Source organism: Variovorax sp. HJSM1_2 (genome assembly GCF_049316285.1).
GTDB lineage: Bacteria > Pseudomonadota > Gammaproteobacteria > Burkholderiales > Burkholderiaceae_C > Rhodoferax_B.
Window position 1 is genome coordinate 189509 of sequence record NZ_JBMOXA010000008.1, and the last position, 18325, is coordinate 207833.

The 18325-nt window shown below is 62.3% G+C and carries 18 protein-coding genes; 2 read left to right on the plus strand and 16 right to left on the minus strand.

Features of this window, described 5'->3' with window-relative positions; genetic code table 11:
- Positions 1–35 precede the first annotated feature (35 nt).
- Positions 36–590: a YggT family protein gene (locus ACFQ95_RS11465; protein ID WP_422831039.1), complete on the plus strand. Its 555-nt coding sequence runs from the start codon at positions 36–38 to the stop codon at positions 588–590.
- An 80-nt stretch (positions 591–670) separates the two neighbouring features.
- Here ACFQ95_RS11465 and accD read toward each other — a convergent pair whose 3' ends face one another.
- The 12 genes from accD to ACFQ95_RS11525 all read right to left on the minus strand — a co-directional run bounded on the left by accD (position 671) and on the right by ACFQ95_RS11525 (position 14257).
- Complete coding sequence (accD, locus tag ACFQ95_RS11470; protein WP_422831041.1) at positions 671–1543, minus strand: acetyl-CoA carboxylase, carboxyltransferase subunit beta; 873 nt, start codon at positions 1541–1543, stop codon at positions 671–673.
- Positions 1544–1660: 117 nt separating this feature from the next.
- Complete coding sequence (trpA, locus tag ACFQ95_RS11475; RefSeq protein ID WP_422831042.1) at positions 1661–2479, minus strand: tryptophan synthase subunit alpha; 819 nt, start codon at positions 2477–2479, stop codon at positions 1661–1663.
- Positions 2476–3789: a tryptophan synthase subunit beta gene (gene trpB / locus ACFQ95_RS11480; RefSeq protein ID WP_422831044.1), complete on the minus strand. Its 1314-nt coding sequence runs from the start codon at positions 3787–3789 to the stop codon at positions 2476–2478. Before trpB ends, trpA begins: the two co-directional genes overlap by 4 nt.
- Positions 3767–4495 carry a phosphoribosylanthranilate isomerase gene (locus ACFQ95_RS11485; RefSeq protein WP_422831046.1) on the minus strand — a complete coding sequence of 243 codons (729 nt, stop codon included), beginning with the start codon at positions 4493–4495 and terminating at the stop codon, positions 3767–3769. Before ACFQ95_RS11485 ends, trpB begins: the two co-directional genes overlap by 23 nt.
- A complete protein-coding gene (truA, locus tag ACFQ95_RS11490) occupies positions 4492–5274 on the minus strand; it encodes a tRNA pseudouridine(38-40) synthase TruA (RefSeq protein ID WP_422831047.1) in 783 nt (260 codons plus the stop codon). Before truA ends, ACFQ95_RS11485 begins: the two co-directional genes overlap by 4 nt.
- A gap of 38 nt (positions 5275–5312) precedes the next feature.
- The gene (locus ACFQ95_RS11495) at positions 5313–8333 is read right to left on the minus strand and encodes a FimV/HubP family polar landmark protein (protein ID WP_422831049.1); all 3021 of its coding nucleotides are present in this window, start codon (positions 8331–8333) and stop codon (positions 5313–5315) included.
- A gap of 247 nt (positions 8334–8580) precedes the next feature.
- Positions 8581–9744: an aspartate-semialdehyde dehydrogenase gene (gene asd / locus ACFQ95_RS11500; RefSeq protein WP_422831050.1), complete on the minus strand. Its 1164-nt coding sequence runs from the start codon at positions 9742–9744 to the stop codon at positions 8581–8583.
- A 143-nt stretch (positions 9745–9887) separates the two neighbouring features.
- On the minus strand, positions 9888–10976 hold the full coding sequence (leuB, locus tag ACFQ95_RS11505; protein ID WP_422831052.1) for a 3-isopropylmalate dehydrogenase: 1089 nt from the start codon (positions 10974–10976) through the stop codon (positions 9888–9890).
- Between the two features lie 36 nt (positions 10977–11012).
- Entirely contained in the window at positions 11013–11663 is a 651-nt protein-coding gene (gene leuD / locus ACFQ95_RS11510; RefSeq protein WP_422831053.1) for a 3-isopropylmalate dehydratase small subunit, read from the minus strand.
- 19 nt (positions 11664–11682) lie between these two features.
- Entirely contained in the window at positions 11683–11805 is a 123-nt protein-coding gene (locus tag ACFQ95_RS11515; protein WP_422831055.1) for an entericidin A/B family lipoprotein, read from the minus strand.
- A gap of 27 nt (positions 11806–11832) precedes the next feature.
- Positions 11833–13254: a 3-isopropylmalate dehydratase large subunit gene (gene leuC, locus ACFQ95_RS11520; RefSeq protein WP_422831057.1), complete on the minus strand. Its 1422-nt coding sequence runs from the start codon at positions 13252–13254 to the stop codon at positions 11833–11835.
- Positions 13255–13282: 28 nt separating this feature from the next.
- Positions 13283–14257 (minus strand): LysR family transcriptional regulator, encoded by a 975-nt coding sequence (locus ACFQ95_RS11525; RefSeq protein ID WP_422831059.1) that lies wholly within the window; start codon positions 14255–14257, stop codon positions 13283–13285.
- A gap of 251 nt (positions 14258–14508) precedes the next feature.
- Here ACFQ95_RS11525 and ACFQ95_RS11530 point away from each other — a divergent pair, with 251 nt between their 5' ends.
- Entirely contained in the window at positions 14509–15459 is a 951-nt protein-coding gene (locus ACFQ95_RS11530; protein ID WP_422831061.1) for an MYG1 family protein, read from the plus strand.
- A 22-nt stretch (positions 15460–15481) separates the two neighbouring features.
- Here the strand turns inward: ACFQ95_RS11530 and ACFQ95_RS11535 are convergent, their stop codons facing one another.
- The 4 genes from ACFQ95_RS11535 to ACFQ95_RS11550 form a co-directional block, all read right to left on the minus strand.
- On the minus strand, positions 15482–15868 hold the full coding sequence (locus ACFQ95_RS11535) for a hypothetical protein (RefSeq protein ID WP_422831063.1): 387 nt from the start codon (positions 15866–15868) through the stop codon (positions 15482–15484).
- Between the two features lie 98 nt (positions 15869–15966).
- Positions 15967–17277, minus strand: coding sequence for a citrate synthase (locus tag ACFQ95_RS11540; RefSeq protein WP_422831065.1), 1311 nt, complete (start codon positions 17275–17277; stop codon positions 15967–15969).
- 10 nt (positions 17278–17287) lie between these two features.
- Positions 17288–17530 carry a succinate dehydrogenase assembly factor 2 gene (locus ACFQ95_RS11545; protein ID WP_422831129.1) on the minus strand — a complete coding sequence of 81 codons (243 nt, stop codon included), beginning with the start codon at positions 17528–17530 and terminating at the stop codon, positions 17288–17290.
- A 76-nt stretch (positions 17531–17606) separates the two neighbouring features.
- On the minus strand, positions 17607–18311 hold the full coding sequence (locus ACFQ95_RS11550) for a succinate dehydrogenase iron-sulfur subunit (protein ID WP_422831067.1): 705 nt from the start codon (positions 18309–18311) through the stop codon (positions 17607–17609).
- Positions 18312–18325: the final 14 nt, after the last annotated feature.

Sequence of the window (18325 nt, forward strand, 5' to 3'; positions counted from 1 at the left end):
TCGGTATCATCCCATGACCTTTATCTGCCGCTCCCATGCTTTATCAAATCTTCTCATTTTTGCTCGAAGTCGTGACCGGGCTGCTGGCCAGTGCCTGCCTGTTGCGGGTGTACATGCAGTACCAGCGCATCCCGTTTCGCAACCCGATCGGCAACCTGGTTTTTGCGTTGTCAGACTGGCTGGTGTTGCCGTTGCGCCGGGTGATTCCGTCCGTCGGGCGTTGGGATGTGGCGGGGCTGGTCGCGGCCTTTTTGCTCAAGCTGGCGCAGCACCTGGTGCTGTGGCTTTTTGTGGGCGCCGGTGCGACATTTGTGATCGTGCCGCTGCTGGCGCTGTTGAGCCTGGTGGGAATGGTCATCTACGGGCTGACCGGGCTGTTGATCGTCTACGCCATTCTGTCGTGGCTGCAAACCCGCTCGCCCATGGCGGACATCATAGACCGGCTGTGTGAACCGCCGCTGCGGCCGTTTCGCAAAATCATTCCTCTGGTTGGCGGTGTGGATTTGTCGCCGCTGGCGCTGCTGGTGCTGTTGCAGGTGCTGTCGATTGTGCTGGGCGGGGTGATGAACTCGGTGTTGACGGGTTTCTGAGCACGGTTTGACAACCCGCAACACAAAAGGGCTGGCATCGTGAGGCGCCAGCCCTTTTAAATTTGTGCAGCCAGGTTTGTTTACTCGACCGCGTCGGCTGGCTGGCGCTGCAGCATGGCCAGGGTGCTGGCAATGGTTTTGCGCAGGTCCTTGCGGTTACAGATCAGGTCGACCGCACCCTTGGTCTGCAGGAACTCGGCACGCTGGAAGCCTTCGGGCAGGGTCACGCGCACGGTGGATTCGATCACGCGCGGGCCCGCAAAGCCGATCAAGGCCTTGGGTTCGGCGATCACCACATCGCCGACAAACGCAAAACCGGCGCTCACACCGCCCATGGTGGGGTCGGTCAGCACGCTGATGTAGGGCAGGCCCTTCTTGGCCAGGCGCGTCAACGATGCGTTGGTTTTGGCCATTTGCATCAGCGATAACAGGCCTTCCTGCATGCGCGCGCCACCGGTGGCGGTAAAGCAGATGAACGGCACTTTTTGTTCGATGGCGGTGTGCACGGCGCGCACAAAACGCTCGCCCACCACACTGCCCATGCTGCCGCCCATGAATTCGAACTCGAAGCAGGCGACGATGACGTTGATGCCGTGCACCGAACCGCCCATGCAGATCAGCGCATCGGTCTCGCCGGTGGACTCCATGGCTTCCTTGATGCGCTCGGGGTACTTGCGGCTGTCCTTGAACTTCAGCGGGTCGACCGGCACCACTTCCTGGCCGATTTCAAAGCGGCCTTCGTTGTCCAGGAACGCGTCCAGGCGTGCCCGCGCGCCAATGCGCAGGTGGTGGCCGCAGCTGGGACAAACGTTCTGGTTGTGTTCCAGATCGGTCTTGTACAGCACGGTTTCGCAGCTGGGGCACTTGGTCCACAAGCCTTCCGGCATGGTGCGGCGCTCGGCTGGGTCGGTGTGCTGAATTTTCGAAGGCAGTAGTTTTTCGAGCCAAGACATGGTTCTGGTTCCTCGCGAATACGGCGCCCGCAGGCCTGTCCTACAGGTTCTGGGGCGCTGCTCCAGGGGCGATAAGGCCCATGGACTTAACAAAAAAAGAGGCTGAATTATGCTTTGTTATGCATCAAGCGCCGATCGGATGCCTTTTAGGAAGGTTTCCGCCACGGGAATGACCTGCTCTTTAGGCTGGTCTTCTATCAACTGAATGATCTTGCTGCCAATCACCACGGCGTCGGCCACGCGGCTGATGGCGACGGCGGTTTGCGCGTCGCGAATGCCAAAACCCACGCCCACCGGGATTTTCACGTGCTCGCGGATGCGCGGCAACATGGCTTCCACGGCGCCGGTGTCCAGCGTGCCCGCACCCGTGACGCCCTTGAGCGACACGTAATAGACGTAGCCGCTGGCAACATCGGCCACCTGTTGCATACGTACGGCGGTCGAGGTGGGGGCCAGCAGGAAGATCAGGTCTATGCCGTGGGCCTTGAGCTTTTCGGCGAACTCGGCGCATTCTTCCGGCGGGTAGTCGACCACCAGCACACCGTCCACGCCAGCTTCTGCCGCATCGCGGATGAAGGCGTCGGTGCCGTGTTTCTGGTCGTAGCGCTCTACCGGGTTGGCGTAACCCATCAGCACCACGGGCGTGTGGCTGTTTTGCGTGCGGAAGCTGCGCACCATGTCTAGCACCTGCACCATGCCAATGCCGAACGACAAGGCTTTGTCGCCGGCTTTCTGGATGACCGGGCCGTCGGCCATGGGGTCGCTGAAGGGCACGCCGAGTTCGATCACGTCGGCGCCTGCGGCCACCATGCCGTGCATTAGGTCGGGCGTGATGTCGGCATAAGGAAAACCGGCGGTGACATACGGGATCAGCGCCTTGCGGCCTTGATCCTTGAGCTGCGCGAAGGTTTGGGTGATACGGCTGGGGAGGCTCATGCTGCGTCCTTTGCGTTGGCGTTGGTTGCAGCTGCAGCCGAGCCCTTCACGGCCAGACCACGCATAGACGGGCGATCGTAAAAATCGGCACCCGACAGGTCGGCCACGGTGCCGATGTCCTTGTCGCCACGGCCCGAGAGGTTGACCAGAATCGACTGGTCTGGGCGCATGGTGGGTGCCAGCTTCATGGCGTAGGCAAACGCGTGGCTAGATTCCAGCGCGGGGATGATGCCTTCGGTGCGGCACAGGTGGTGGAAGGCTTCCAGCGCTTCGGTGTCGGTGATGCCCACGTATTCGGCACGGCCGATGTCCTTCAAATAGGCATGCTCGGGGCCCACGCCGGGGTAGTCCAGGCCGGCGCTGATGCTGTGGGTTTCGGTAACCTGGCCGTTGTCGTCTTGCAGCAGGTAGGTGCGGTTGCCGTGTAACACACCCGGCGTGCCACGCTGCAGCGAGGCCGAATGTTTGCCGCTCTCCAGCCCTTCGCCCGCGGCTTCGACGCCAATCAGGCGCGAGGCCGCATGGCCGATATAGGGGTAGAAGATGCCCATGGCGTTGCTGCCCCCGCCCACGCAGGCGACCACGGCGTCTGGCTGGCTTGATGCGCAGCCGGCCGAGGCCAGCATCTCGGGCATCTGCACCAGGCATTCTTCGCCGATCACGCTTTGGAAGTCGCGCACCATGGTGGGGTAGGGGTGTGGGCCGGCCACGGTGCCGATGATGTAGAAGGTGTTGTCCACGTTGGCCACCCAGTCGCGCATGGCCTCGTTGAGTGCGTCTTTCAGCGTTTTGCTGCCCGACTCGACCGGCACCACCGTGGCGCCCAACAGCTTCATGCGGTAGACGTTGGGGCTTTGGCGTTTGACGTCTTCGCTGCCCATGTAGACCACACATTCCAGGCCGTAGCGGGCGCAGATGGTGGCCGTGGCCACGCCGTGCTGGCCCGCACCGGTCTCGGCAATCACGCGTGGTTTGCCCATGCGTTTGGCCAGCAGCGCCTGGCCTATGGTGTTGTTGACCTTGTGTGCGCCGGTGTGGTTCAGGTCTTCGCGCTTCAGAAAGATTTGCGCGCCGCCGAGCTCCCGGCTGGTGCGCGCCGCGTGGTAGACCGGCGACGGCCGGCCCACGAAGTGCGCCAACTCCGAGCGGAACTCGGCCAGAAAGGCCGCGTCGTGCTGGTAGTGGGCGTAGGCCTCGCGGAGTTCGTCTATGGCGTGGGTCAGCGTTTCAGAAACAAAACTGCCGCCGTAGATGCCGAAGTGGCCCGACGCGTCGGGCTGCTGGTATTCAGGTTGTGGGTAACTGGACATGGTGATTTTGCGCAAGTTGCTTGTCGGCCGCCCGAACGGCGGCAACAAATTGATGGATCTTGTCGGCGCTCTTGATCCCCTTGGAGACCTCGACGCCAGAGCTGATATCAACGGCCAGCGTTAGACCGCGTGGCCGTACTTGCAAAATGCCATCGGTCACGTTTGCAGGCGTGAGTCCACCACTTAAGACGAGGTGAGAGTTGACGCTTGGAGGAAGACGTGACCAATTGAATGTTTTTCCGCCACCGCCAAAACCGTCAACATGGGCGTCGAGCAGTATGGCCTGGGCAGTTGTGTAGTGAGAGGCAAATTCTACCAAGTCGAAGTCGGCCGCACCATCGAGCGGGATACGGGCCGCACGTATGTAGGGGCGTTGCACCTGGGCCGCGATGCGCGCGCAATTGACGGCCGATTCATCACCATGAAATTGCAGTATGGCGCCCGGTACAACTGCGCAGGCAGCTGCGATATTGGTAGCGGATTCATTGACAAACAGCAGCACTGGTGTGACGAACGGCGGCAGGCGCCGCGCCAGCTCTGCAGCGCGCTGCGCGGTGACGTAACGCGCGCTGTGTGGATACAACACAAAGCCCACCGCGTCAGCACCGGCGGCGACTACGGTGTCAACGTCTTCTTCGCGCGTCAGGCCGCAGATTTTGATGCGGGTGCGGGCAAAGCTTGGGAGCGTGGGGGTCTTGTCATTCATGGCAACCAATCATACGCAGCCGTGTGGGTCGGTAGGCCCCAGTGGTCTTCGTAGATCGGGCCCAGGAAATAGAGGCCAGCGGCCGAGAACGTGGGCGCTGCAGCGTCGCGGCTGCGCGCGGCCAGCACCTCGGCCATCCAGTCGGGCGACTGCGCGCCCTGGCCCACGGCGATCAGACTGCCCATGAGGTTGCGGATCATGTGGTGCAAAAACGCGTTGGCTTCAAATTCAAAACGCCAGTAGGCGCCGCGTCGACTGATATCGATGCGGCGCAGGTCCTTGACCGGTGTGAGCGACTGGCAGGCCGAGGCGCGGAACGAGCTGAAATCATGTTCGCCCAGCAGGTGCTGCGCAGCGGCACACATCGCAGCCTCGTCGAGTGGGCGGAACACCCAGCCCACGCGACCAGCCTCTACCGCCGGGCGCACCGGCGATTCGAGCAACGAGTAGACGTAGCGCCGGCCTATGGCGCTGGCGCGGGCGTGGAAACGGTCGGGCATGGCGCGCGCCCATTGCACGGAAATGTCGTGTGGCAAAAAGGCGTTGGTGCCACGCACCCAGGCGCTTTCGGGGCGCTGCAGCTCGGTGTCGAAATGCACCACCTGCATCAGGCCGTGCACACCCGCGTCGGTGCGGCCGGCGCACAGCGTGGACACCCGCTGCTGGGTGAATTTGCCTAAAGCGCCTTCGAGTTTGTCTTGTATGGTGCGGCCCGAGAGCTGGCTTTGCCAGCCCTCATAGGCCTGTCCGTTGTAGCTCACGCCCAATGCCCAACGCATGGCTGACTTTCTAAGCGGCGGTTTAGGGCCGAGTGGCTTTAAGCCATGCCGGCGAGAAAGCGCTCGGCTTTCGCGCGCAGGCTGCCCGTGGCTTCCTCCATCACTTCCTCGGCCAGGGCTCTGGCGCCGTCTTCGTCGCCAATGGAGTGGAACTCTTCGGCGAGCGCGAGCTTGGTGGCCAGCGGGTCGTTGAGGTCGACTTCTTCTTCGGGCTCGGCCGTTGCGCTGGCGGTGCTGGCCGCGTTAGGTGCGGGTTTGGCTTCTGCGCTTGCGGGCGACGCGGCTGCCGCGATGGGGGCAGCGGCGGGAGTGGAGTCGCCGAGGTCTAGCGACAGCGAGCCCAGGTCAAACTCGATCATGTCCGAGTCTTGTGGCGTGTGTTGCAGCTCGGCGTCGAGTTCGGGCAGTTCGTCGTCCAGCGGGGCTGGCGGCGGGACATCGCTCGCGGGGGAGAGGTCGATGTCAAGGTTCAGGTCAAAGTCCAAGGGAGAGGCTTCAGGCGCGGGGCTGGACGGTTCGAGTGCTGCGGGAACCGTCAAGGCTGCGTTGTTGTAATCGGTGGCAGCGGGTTCGGCTGCCGGTGGCGTGGCCAGCGGTGCGGCCGCAGCCACGGGCGCTTCGGGCTCGCCCAGATCGAAATCCACCTCGGGCAGGCCAGGTGCGGGTGTCGGGGCCATCGCCAGCAGGTCGTCGTCACCCAGGGCCAGCATGGTCGGTGTGTCTTCGCTGGCCTTGGCGTCTGGCGCCTCTGGCATGGGCAAGGCCAAATCAATGGCGGGTTCGGCAGCGGGCTCGCTCAGGTCCAGAGAAATCTCCGGTTCTGCTGTTTCTTTTGCGGGGAGCGCGCCGTCGGCCTGTTTGTCCAGATCGAGGTCAAGCCCGAGGTCGAGATCGAAATCGAGCGTGTTGGCATCGGTTTCCTGCGGTGCGGCTGCGGCATTCGGCTTGGCATCGGCTTGCAACAAGCCGGCGGCCAGCGGCGCGGCTTCTGTAGGCACCGGAAAGCTCAAGGGAATATGCGCAGTGGCGTCCTGCGAGGCGCTGGAGGCGTTGCTCTCCACGCGGTACAGCGGATTGGCCGGGTCGAGCTGGCGACCAATGTCGGCGATACGTGTCCATTCATGGCCCTGGCCACTACCCAGCCTGTTCGTCAGATCGCGCGCCAGCACCGCTTGCGAGGCGAAGGCCGAAACGTCGCGGCGCTTGGCGTAGATGTCGAGCAGCTTGGCGTGGATCGCCAGACGCTCAGGGTTGTTGCGCAGAGCTTCGCGCAAGATTTCTTCGGCTTGCAGGTCGCGGCCATAAGCCAGATAAACATCGGCTTCGGCCACGGGGTCTACATCACCCGCGGCATCCAGCTGGCTGGGTGAGTACGACAGCGACGAAGCCGGACCTTCGCCGTCTTCGGCGGCACTGGTATCCACTTGCTGGCCGCCGCTGGAGCCAAAGAACGAATCGGCCGACATCTTGCTTTCGAGGAAACTGCTGTCGAGTTGCGCGGCCTTTTTGCGTTCGCGTGCGCGATAGATTCCCAGAGCGGCCAACAGTGCGATCAGGGCCGCACCGGCTGCGGGCAGCAATGGGTTTTCGGTCAGGGTGTCGATCCAGCTGGACTCTTCGGCGGGCGCTGGCGCAGCGGCTGCAAGCGGTGCAGCAGGCGCAGCCGGAGCGGAAGCCACGGGCGCAGGTGCTGGTGCGGCTGCCGCCTCCGGGGCGGATGCGGTCACAGCAGGCGTGGCGCCTGAGGCGGGCGCAGCGGCGGCTTCAGCCGGGGCCGAGGCACTGGCGGCTGGCACGTCGGCGCCGGCCGGAGCGCTGGCGGCGGGGGCAGGCGCAGCTGCCGGTGGCGCCGCTGCGGCGGTGCTGGCCGCGCCCAGCTTGTTCAGCTCGCTGATGTTTTTCGACAACTCGGCCACACGGTCGGCGGCGTCACGTGCGGCTTTTTCGCGCGCAATCTGCTCTTCCGACAATTGGCCCTGGACGCCACCCTTGGACAGCGTGAGCTTGTCTGGTGCCGTGGTGCTGGGCTTCTTTTCATCGACCTGGGTTTGCACACGGCCGCTGGCGCTGCGGCTGGCTTCAGCGGTTCTCACCGACGGTGCGTGCCCGGCCAGGGCACGGCGGAAGGAGTCGAAGTCGCGCGCTTGCGCCGTGATGGTTTGTGAGGCTTCGGCGGCGGGGGGGGCGGCGGCCTGGCTGGCGCTGGGCACGTCGAGCACCGAACCGGCTTTCATCCGGTTGACGTTGTTCTGGATGAACGCGTCCGGGTTGCTGCGCAGCAAGGCCACCAGCATCTGGTCCAGCGACACGTTGGCCGGTTTGGTACGGGCGGCAATACGGCTGGCGGTGTCGCCAGGCTTCACGGTGACTTGTTGTTTGGGCTCGCTGGCGGCCGCCGCAGGTGTAGCCGGCGCCGGTGCTGGTGCACGCACTGGTGCCGGCGCGGGGGCCGGCGTAGCGCTAGCGCGCGCCGCGGGAGGCGCTGGGGGACGCGGTGTTTCCACGGCGCGTGGTGCCGTCGGCGCGGCGGCCTGGGTGCTGGGTGCTGGTGCTGCCGTGCGCGGCGCGGGGGCCGGGGCCGGAGCGGCGGGAATCTGGGCGGGTGTGTTGTTGGCTGCGTTGCTGGCCGTATTGCCTTGGCGCATGGCTGGCGGATCGAGCAGGACGGTGTAGTCGCGCACCACCCGACCGGATGCCCAGGTGAGCTGCAAGATCAAGTCGACAAACGGATCATTGACCGGCCGGTTGCTGGTGATGCGTATCACGGCACGGCCGCCTGGACGGCGCTGCAACGTGAGTTGCATGCCTATCAGTGCACTGTTGTATTCCAGACCTGCGGCGCGAAAGGCGTCGGGCGAGGCGAGTTCGGTACGCAGCGAGTCGGCTTCTTCGTTGCTGAGTTGCGGCACGTCGATTTCGGCCTGCAGGGGTTCACCCAGGGCGGAAAGCACGTTCAGCCGGCCCAGCACCAGGGCCTGGGCGTCGCTGGCTGGAAAACTCAATGCGGCCGCGGCCGCCAAGGCCACGGCCGTGGCTTTCCATCCAGACAAAGATGCCATCAAACCAGGGCTGGCGGAGACTGGGTCGACTGGCATTTTTGGATTCATTATTCGGGCAGGTGCCAAGACACTAAAACGAAAAAATCACCATAACATCAATGTCTTACGGTGACAAGCTAAGGCAGGTTATAACTTCTGTGAGGTCGTTTTCGACCTGTTACATCATGACACTTGTTGCCAAACGACAACGACCGACATGGTAGTCGGTCGTTGTAAAGCTTGGGCTATCTTCAGCGCATGGCGGTGATTATGCGGCCAGCAAAATGCGCAACATGCGGCGCAGCGGTTCGGCCGCGCCCCACAGCAGTTGGTCACCAATGGTGAAGGCGCCGACGTATTCCGGCCCCATGGCCAGCTTGCGGATGCGGCCAACCGGAATGCCCAGCGTGCCGGTGACGGCAACCGGGGTCAGGTCTTTCACGGTGGCTTCACGCGTGTTCGGCACCACCTTCACCCAGGCGTTGTCGGCCGCGATCATGGCTTCGATGTCGGCCACCGGCACGTTTTTCTTCAGCTTGAAGGTCAGGGCCTGGCTGTGGCAGCGCATGGCGCCCACACGCACGCAGAAACCATCGACCGGGGTGATGGCCGTGCCGAACGATGGGCCTTGGCCGAGGATCTTGTTGGTTTCGGCGCCGCCCTTCCATTCTTCCTTGGACATGCCCCATTCGGCATCGTCCTGGCTCTTGCCGATACCCAGATCCTTGTCGATCCAGGGGATCAGGCTGCCGCCCAGTGGCACGCCAAAGTTGGCGGTTTCAGCGGCCGACAACGATTGCTGCTTGGCCAGCAGCTTGCGGTCGATTTCCAGAATGGCGGACTTGGGGTCGTCCAGCAGGCTGCGCACTTCGGCGTTCAGCGTGCCGAATTGCGTCAGCAGTTCGCGCATGTGTTGTGCACCGCCGCCGGATGCAGCTTGGTAGGTCATGGAGGACATCCATTCCACCAGACCAGCCTTGTAGAGTGCGCCCACGCCCATCAGCATGCAGCTCACGGTGCAGTTGCCGCCGATCCAGTTCTTGCCGCCCTTGGACATGGCGTTCTGGATGACGGGCAGGTTCACCGGGTCTAGCACGATGACGGCGTCGTCCTTCATGCGCAGCGTGGAGGCGGCGTCAATCCAGTGGCCGGTCCAGCCCGCGGCGCGCAGCTTGGGGAAGACTTCGGAGGTGTAGTCGCCGCCTTGGGCGGTGATGATGATGTCGCAGCGCTTCAGGGCGTCGATGTTGAACGCGTCCTGGAGCGTGGTCTCGTTCTTGGCCTGGGCCGGGGCTTTGCCACCAGCGTTGGATGTCGAGAAAAACACTGGCTCGATCAGGTCGAAGTCGCCTTCTGCCTGCATGCGGTCGATCAGCACCGAGCCGACCATGCCGCGCCATCCGACCAGACCTACAAGATTACCTACCTTCATCACAATACCCTTTCAATTAATGAACGCTTCAACCGGTTGGACCCGCGTCCCCTAACCGTATTTCTGTGAGCCCGACGAGTCGAGCCGCAGTTCTTTGAAGCCCGGCTCGTCGAGCCGGGAGGGGCGTGACGAACCGGGCTAGATTAGCCTTTGGTTGTCTTCTTGGTAATCGCAGCCACCACGGCGTCACCCATTTCGCGGGTGCCGACTTTGGTGGTGCCTGCCGAATAGATGTCAGCCGTGCGCAAACCGGACGCGAGCACGTCCTTGACTGCAGACTCGATACGGTCGGCAGCTTCGGTTTGGTTGAGTGAGAAACGGAGCATCATGGCAGCGGACAGTATTGTAGCCAAAGGATTGGCAACCCCTTTGCCAGCAATGTCGGGCGCGCTACCGTGGCTGGGTTCGTAAAGGCCCTGGTTGCTCGAATTGAGCGACGCCGAAGGCAACATGCCGATGGAGCCGGTGAGCATGGCGGCTTCGTCCGAGAGGATGTCGCCAAACATGTTGCCGGTGACCACCACGTCGAACTTCTTCGGCGCCTTGACCAGTTGCATGGCCGCGTTGTCGACATACATGTGGTCGAGTTCCACGTCGGGGTACTCTTTGCCGACCTCAGACACGATGTCTTTCCAGAACTGGAAGGTCTCCAGCACGTTGGCCTTGTCTACGCTGGTCACGCGTTTGCTGCGCTTGCGCGCGGCTTCAAAGGCCACGCGGGCGATGCGTTCGACCTCAGGGCGCGAGTAACGCATGGTGTCGAAGGCTTCTTCCGCGCCGGGGAAGTGTCCGTCCACCGCCGTGCGGCGGCCGCGTGGTTGGCCGAAGTAGATGTCGCCGGTCAGCTCACGGATGATCAGAATGTCCAGGCCAGAGATGAGTTCAGGCTTCAGGCTGGATGCATCGACCAATTGCTCGTAGCAGATGGCGGGACGGAAGTTGGCAAACAGGCCGAGGTTCTTGCGCAGGCCCAGAATGGCTTGCTCGGGGCGGAACTGGCGCTCGAGTTTGTCGTACTTCCAGTCGCCCACGGCGCCGAACAATACGGCGTCGGCTTCCTTGGCAAGTTTCAAGGTGGCTTCGGGCAGGGGGTGGCCGTGGGCGTCATACGCCACACCACCGACCAGGGCGGTTTCCATCTCGAACTTGAGATCGAGCACGTTGAGCACACGCACGGCTTCGGCGACGATTTCGGTGCCGATGCCGTCACCCGGCAAGACTGCAATTTTCATGATTGAGTTTCTGGTTGCTATTAAATAAGAAGCGATTTACGCAATGGTGGTATGCGCCAGCCAAGGTTTTTTCGCTAAACGCTCGGCTTCAAAAGCCTTGATCTTGTCGGACTGGCGCAGCGTCAAACCAATGTCGTCAAAGCCGTTGAGCAGGCAGTACTTGCGAAAGGCCTGTACGTCGAATGGCAGCTCGGGGCCATGCGTCTGCACCACCACCTGGCGCTCCAGGTCTATGGTCAACTCGAACCCCGGGAAGGCGGCACAGGCGTCGAACAGGCCGGCCACCTGGGCATCGGGCAGCACGATGGGCAACAGGCCGTTCTTGAAGCTGTTGTTGAAAAAGATGTCGGCATAGCTGGGTGCGATGATGGCGCGAAAGCCGAACTGGTCGAGCGCCCAAGGCGCGTGTTCGCGCGACGAGCCACAGCCGAAGTTCTTGCGTGCCAGCAGAATCGACGCGCCCTTGTAGCGTGGCTGGTTGAGCACGAAGTCGGGGTTGGGTTTGCGGCTGGCCGGGTCCTGGCCGGGTTCGCCGTGGTCGAGGTAGCGCCACTCGTCAAACAGGTTCACGCCAAAGCCGGTCTTCTTGATCGACTTGAGAAACTGCTTGGGAATGATGGCGTCGGTGTCGACGTTCTCGCGGTCCATGGGCGCCACGAGGCCTTTGTGAACGGTAAATTTTTGCATGTCGAACTCTGGTGTGCGTTTACTTTGCGGCGCGCTCGATGGCGTTGCCGGCCTTGCCTATGTCCTGGCCCATGCCTTTGACGGTGTTGCAGCCGGTGACGATGAAGCCTGCGGCCAACACGATGAGGGTGATGAAGCGCATGGTGATCTCCTTGCTCAGTCAGGTTGATTAAGCGAACGCGCGCACGTCGACAAAGTGACCGTGCACGGCGGCGGCGGCGGCCATGGCCGGGCTCACCAGGTGGGTGCGTCCGCCCGCGCCCTGGCGGCCTTCGAAGTTGCGGTTGCTGGTGCTGGCGCATCGTTCGCCGGGCTCCAGCTTGTCGGCGTTCATCGCCAGGCACATGGAGCAGCCGGGTTCGCGCCATTCAAAACCGGCGGCCTTGAAGATCACGTCCAGGCCTTCGCGCTCGGCTTGTTCCTTGACCAGGCCAGAGCCCGGCACCACCATGGCGAGCTTGATGTTCTTGGCCACTTTCTGGCCCAGCTTCTTCACCACGGCGGCGGCTTCGCGCATGTCTTCGATGCGGCTGTTGGTGCATGAGCCTATGAACACCTTGTCGACGAAGATGTCGTTCAGCGGCTTGCCCGGCTCAAGGTTCATATAGGTCAACGCGCGCTCAATGGCGCCGCGTTTGTTCGGGTCTTTTTCTTTTTCTGGATCGGGCACACGGGCGTCCACACCCAGCACCATTTCGGGCGAGGTGCCCCAGGTGACTTGTGGCTGGATTTGCGAGGCGTCGAGTTCGACCACGGTGTCGAAGTGCGCGTCGGCATCGCTATGCAGCGTGCGCCAGTAGGCGGCTGCGGCGTCGAACTCAGCGCCGGAGGGCGCGAGCAAACGGCCCTTGACGTAGTGGATGGTTTTTTCGTCCACGGCCACCAGGCCGGCACGCGCGCCGGCTTCGATTGCCATGTTGCAGACCGTCATGCGGCCTTCCATGCTGAGGGCGCGAATCGCCGCACCCGCAAACTCAATGGTGTAGCCGGTGCCACCCGCCGTGCCGATCTTGCCGATGATGGCCAGCACGATGTCCTTGCCGCTGCAGCCCTTGGGCAACTGGCCTTCCACCTTGATGAGCATGTTCTTGGCCTTCTTGGCCAACAGCGTTTGTGTGGCCATGACGTGCTCGACTTCGCTGGTGCCTATGCCGTGCGCCAAGGCGCCAAATGCTCCGTGGGTCGACGTGTGTGAATCGCCGCAGACCACGGTCATGCCGGGCAGCGTAGCGCCGTTTTCAGGGCCGATGACGTGCACGATGCCCTGGCGCTTGGACATGAACGGAAAGTAGGCCGCCGCGCCGGATTCGGCGATGTTGGCGTCCAGCGTGGTGATCTGTTCCTTGCTGATGGGGTCGGCAATGCCGTCGTAGCCCAGTTCCCAGCCGGTGGTGGGCGTGTTGTGGTCGGCCGTGGCGACGATGGAGCTGATGCGCCAGACCTTGCGGCCGGCCGCGCGCAGGCCTTCAAAGGCTTGCGGGCTGGTGACTTCGTGCACCAGATGGCGGTCGATATAGAGGATGGTGGTGCCATCGTCTTCGGTATGGACGACGTGTTCGTCCCAGATTTTGTCGTAGAGGGTGCGTCCCATGGTGTTTTCCTTCGTGGAGGTCAAGATTTTAGTGAGCCGCTTGTAAAGCCTTGACTGCTTTTGGCGTGGCAGCGGGTGGTTTTTGTTGCTGGGGCTCGGCGCTCAAATGGTCAACCAGCAAGCGCGCCGTCAGCGGCAGTGTGCTGAAGTCGCGCGCCACCAGGGTGAGCTGGCGCGCCGCCCAGTGATCAAGCAGCGGCACGGCGGTGAGGCCGCCCATGGCGGACATCAGTTCAAACGCGCGTTGCGGCATCACGCCCACGCCCAGGCCGTTCAAAATCATGCGGCACAAGGCGTCGAGTCCGGTGACGTGGATGCGCAATTTGATGCTGCGCCCGCGCAGCGCGGCGGCCTGGTGCATGGCCAGCGAGATCGAGCTGTTGGCGTGTAAACCCACGTGGTCGAAGTCCAGCGTGTCGTGGAAATGAATGGCAGTCTCGCCAGCGAGTGCATGGCCTTGCGGCACCACCAAGGTGAGCCGGTCTTGCCGGTAGGGCAGGGTTTGCAGATCGCCGGCGCCGTTGGCGGCGTTACAAATGCCGAGGTCGGCCGCGCCTTCCTGCACGGCGCGGATCACTTCGGTGCTGAGGTGTTCTTCCAGGTCAACCTTGACCTCTTGGTGCGCACGAATAAAGGCGCCCAGGTCTTCGGGCAAAAACTGCACGATGGCCGAGATGCTGGCGTGCACCCGCACGTGGCCACGCACACCGTCGGCGTATTCGCTGAGTTCACCCTGCATCTTCTCCAGGCTGAACAACACGGTGCGCGCGTGGTGCAACAGGCTTTCACCCGCAGGCGTCAGCGATACACCACGGGTGTGGCGGTAGAGCAGGGGGGTGTCGAGTGTGGCTTCCAGGTCGCTCAGGCGTTTGCTCACGGCCGAGGCGGCAATGAATTCGCGTTCTGCGGCTTTGCCTATGCTGCCGAGTTCACACACCGCCACAAACAGCTGCAGCGAGGTCAAATCCATTCGGCGGGCAAAGTTGCGTTCGGTGGGGCGCATGGTGTGGAGCGAGTGGCCTGGTCCTGCCGGGGATGCTCTGAAATGGGCATCGTCTTGCAAGATGGGTTAACGATTTTCCACCTTTATTAAAGACCTTTGTCATCGCAAACGGCGATGGGTGGCATGTCGCGTGATGCAGCCGTAGAAGGTTTCAAGGGTTTTTCGCGTTTTGGCGCTGATTGGGTGTGTGGTGGCAGCTATTGAAAACGTAGCTGATGAAGCCCGGGGCGGCCGCTTAAACTCTGGCCCAAATGATCAATCCATCCCACGCTCCCTCTTCTTCCGTTGTGATCGCCACCCACAACGGCTCTTTTCATGCCGACGATATCTTCGGCGTCGCCGTGTTGATGCTGCTGCATCCCCAGGCTCAACTCATACGCACACGCGACACGGCGCAGATTGCGCAGTCGGACTTTGCGGTCGACGTGGGCGGCGAGTGGGATGCGACGCGTGGCCGCTTCGACCACCACCAGCGTGGTTTTGCGGGCGCGCGTGACGGCGGCGTGGTGTACGCCAGTGCTGGCCTGGTTTGGCGCGAATATGGCGCGGCCCTGGTGGAAAAGATGTTCGGCCTGGGCGATGCGCCGCTCGCGCAGAGTGTGGCCGCGGCCCTGGATGAAGAGTTGGTTCAGCACCTGGACCGCGCCGACACTGGCGCGGCGCATGGTGCGCCCGGCTTGTTTGGTCTGTCGGCTTTGATGTCGCAGTTCAACACCACCTGGGATATTCGGGGCGACGCGGAGCAGGACGAAGTGAAGGCACTGGCCCAGTTTCGCAAAGCTGTTGAGGTGATGACGACGCTGCTGACGGCCACCCTGGACCAATTGCGCGCCAAGGCCCAAGGTGCTGCACTCGCGCGCAATGCTGAGAAGTTGTTTGGCGGCCAGGTCTTGTTGATGCCACGCGGTGGCCTGCCATGGCGTGAGGTGATCAGCCGCGAGATGCCCGAAGTGCTGTTTGTGGTCTACCCCGATTCCAGCGCGCAGCAGTACCAGTTGCATGTGGTGACGGTGGAGCCGCACTCGTTTCAAGCGCGCAAGGATTTGCCCAAGGCCTGGGCGGGGCTGCGTCTCGCGGAGTTGGCCGAGGTGACGGGTGTGGCCGATGCCGTGTTTTGCCACAACGGCAGGTTCATTGCCGGCGCCGCTTCCTTGGCCGGCGCCACGCGTCTGGCCGAGATCGCCTTGGCCGCCGACGCCTGAGCGCGTGGCTTGGGCGGCCGGGCTACACCAGCAAATCGGCCGACAACAAACGCACGCGGTGGTCTATGTAGTAACCGCCGTATTCGGTGTAGCGCAGCAGGTTGCGGTGGCATTGTGTGCAGTGCCACACATCGCAGCGGTTGAAGGGGAAGAACTTCAGCGCAATCGGCGCGTTGGGCGCGTCGTAGCGTGTGCCGTCGGGGTGGTGTTCTTCGAAGGTCGGCTCGTACAGATCGGGGTCTCGGAGCGTGGCGACTTGCTCCATGAGTGCGGCTGGCCAACGGTCCTCGGCCATGCTTTCCCAGCTTGCATAGTGGGCCGAGCCGCAAGGGCAGGGCGCGCTGCGCGCTGCGGGCAGTTTGTCGAGCAAGGTACGCAGTTCAGCGGTGGTCGGGATGAAGGAGGGCACGGCGGTTCCTAGCGTCAACAAGAAAACATTGCGTGAAAAACAAAAAAGCCCGCCGATGTTGCCATCGCGCGGGCTTTTTGCTCAGGGGTCGCGTGGGCTTAGCGTTGGGCGATAGGCTTCACGTCGCGGCTTTCCGAGCCGACGAACAGTTGACGTGGGCGGCCGATCTTGTACTCGGAGTCGCCAATCATTTCGTTCAACTGGGCGATCCAGCCCGACGTGCGCGCCAGCGCGAACACGGCGGTGAACAGCGGCGTAGGAATGCCGATGGCGCGCTGCACGATGCCGGAGTAGAAGTCGACGTTGGGGTAGAGCTTGCGCGAGACGAAGTAGTCGTCTTCCAGGGCAATCTTTTCCAGCGCCATGGCCAGCTTGAACAGCGGGTCGTTTTCCAGGCCCAGCTCTTGCAAAACTTCCTTGCAGGTTTCTTGCATCAGCTTGGCGCGTGGGTCGTAGTTCTTGTACACGCGGTGGCCAAAACCCATCAGCTTCACGCCAGAGGATTTGTCCTTGACCTTTTCCATGAACTCGCCAACCTTGGACACGCCACCCATCTTCTGGATGTCTTCCAGCATGTTCAGGCAGGCTTCGTTGGCACCGCCGTGGGCCGGGCCCCACAGACAGGCTACGCCGGCGGCAATGGCTGCAAACGGGTTGGTGCCGGACGAACCGCACAGGCGCACGGTGGAGGTCGAGGCATTTTGTTCGTGGTCAGCGTGCAGCGTGAAGATGCGGTCCAGGGCGCGCTCCAACACGGGGCTCACCTTGTACTCTTCACATGGCGTGGCGAACATCATGTGCAAGAAGTTGCCGGCGTAGCTCAACTCGTTCTTGGGGTACATGTAGGGTTGGCCAATGGTGTACTTGTACGCCATGGCGACCAGCGTTGGCATCTTGGCGATCAGGCGGATCGCGGCGATTTCACGGTGTTCTGGGTTGGTGATGTCGGTGCTGTCATGGTAGAAGGCCGACAGTGCGCCCACCAGGCCGGTCATGATGGCCATTGGGTGCGCATCACGGCGGAAGCCACGCAGGAAAAACTGCATCTGCTCGTTGACCATGGTGTGGTTGGTCACGAGTTTGGAGAAGTCAGCCTTTTGCTTGGGGTTGGGCAGTTCTCCGTACAGCAACAGGTGACAGGTTTCCATGAAGTCGCAGTTGGTGGCCAACTGCTCGATCGGGTAGCCGCGGTACAGCAGTTCACCCTTGTCGCCGTCGATGTACGTGATGGCCGATTGGCACGACGCGGTCGACAGAAAACCAGGGTCGTACGTGAACATGCCCGTTTGCGCGTACAGCTTGCGGATGTCGATCACATCAGGGCCAATGCTGCCCTGGTAGACCGGCATCTCGACACTGGGGCTGCCGTTGCTAAACGACAGGGTGGCTTTGTTATCAGCGAGTTTCATGTTTGCCCTTTCAGCGGTTTTCTCTCAACATTGTTAAAACTTCATGCACATCGTCACGGTCCAACTCAGGGTTCACCTCAGCAGGTGTTTTGCGGGCCAAGTGCAGATCAAGTAAATCGTTATCACTTAAATCCATTAAAGCACTCAAAGCACCCGCTTGCCTGACGGTCAGGTGTTTTACGTACCGCGCAAAAAACCGCTCGATGAACAGGTCGTTTTCCACCATGCCGCGACGGCTGCGCCAGCGCAGCATGTTGGCGCTGCGCTCGTCGAGCAAGTCGTCTGCAGCGGGTGACTCTGATGGAGTGGTAGATGGCACCAGTTGTTCCTCAAATGGTCCGTAGAACCATCATTTCCTTGATCTTGCCAATGGCCTTGGTGGGGTTCAGACCCTTGGGGCAGACATCGACGCAGTTCATGATGGTGTGGCAACGGAACAGGCGGTACGGGTCTTCCAGGTTGTCCAGGCGTGCACCCGTGGCGTCATCGCGGCTGTCGGCGATGAAGCGGTAGGCTTGCAGCAGGCCGGCTGGGCCGACGAACTTGTCTGGGTTCCACCAGAAGCTGGGGCAGCTGGTGGAGCAGCTGGCGCACAGGATGCACTCGTACAAACCGTTCAGCTCTTCGCGCTCTTCAGGGCTTTGCAGGCGCTCGCGCTCGGGCGCCGGGGTGTCGCTGATGAGATAGGGCTTGATCGAGTTGTATTGCTTGAAGAACTGCGTCATGTCGACGATCAGGTCGCGGATGACCGGCAGGCCGGGCAGCGGCTTCAACACGATCACGCCTTTGAGCGTGTTCATGTTGGTCAAGCAGGCCAAGCCGTTCTTGCCATTGATGTTCATGGCGTCCGAGCCGCAAACACCTTCGCGGCACGAACGGCGGAACGAGATGCTCGGGTCCTGGGCCTTCAGCTTCACCAGGGCGTCCAGCAACATGCGTTCGTGGCCGTCGAGTTCGATCTCGACCGTCTGCATGTACGGCTTGGCATCTTTGTCCGGATCGTAGCGATAGATTTGGAATGTGCGCTTCGTCATGTTTTTTCTCTCGT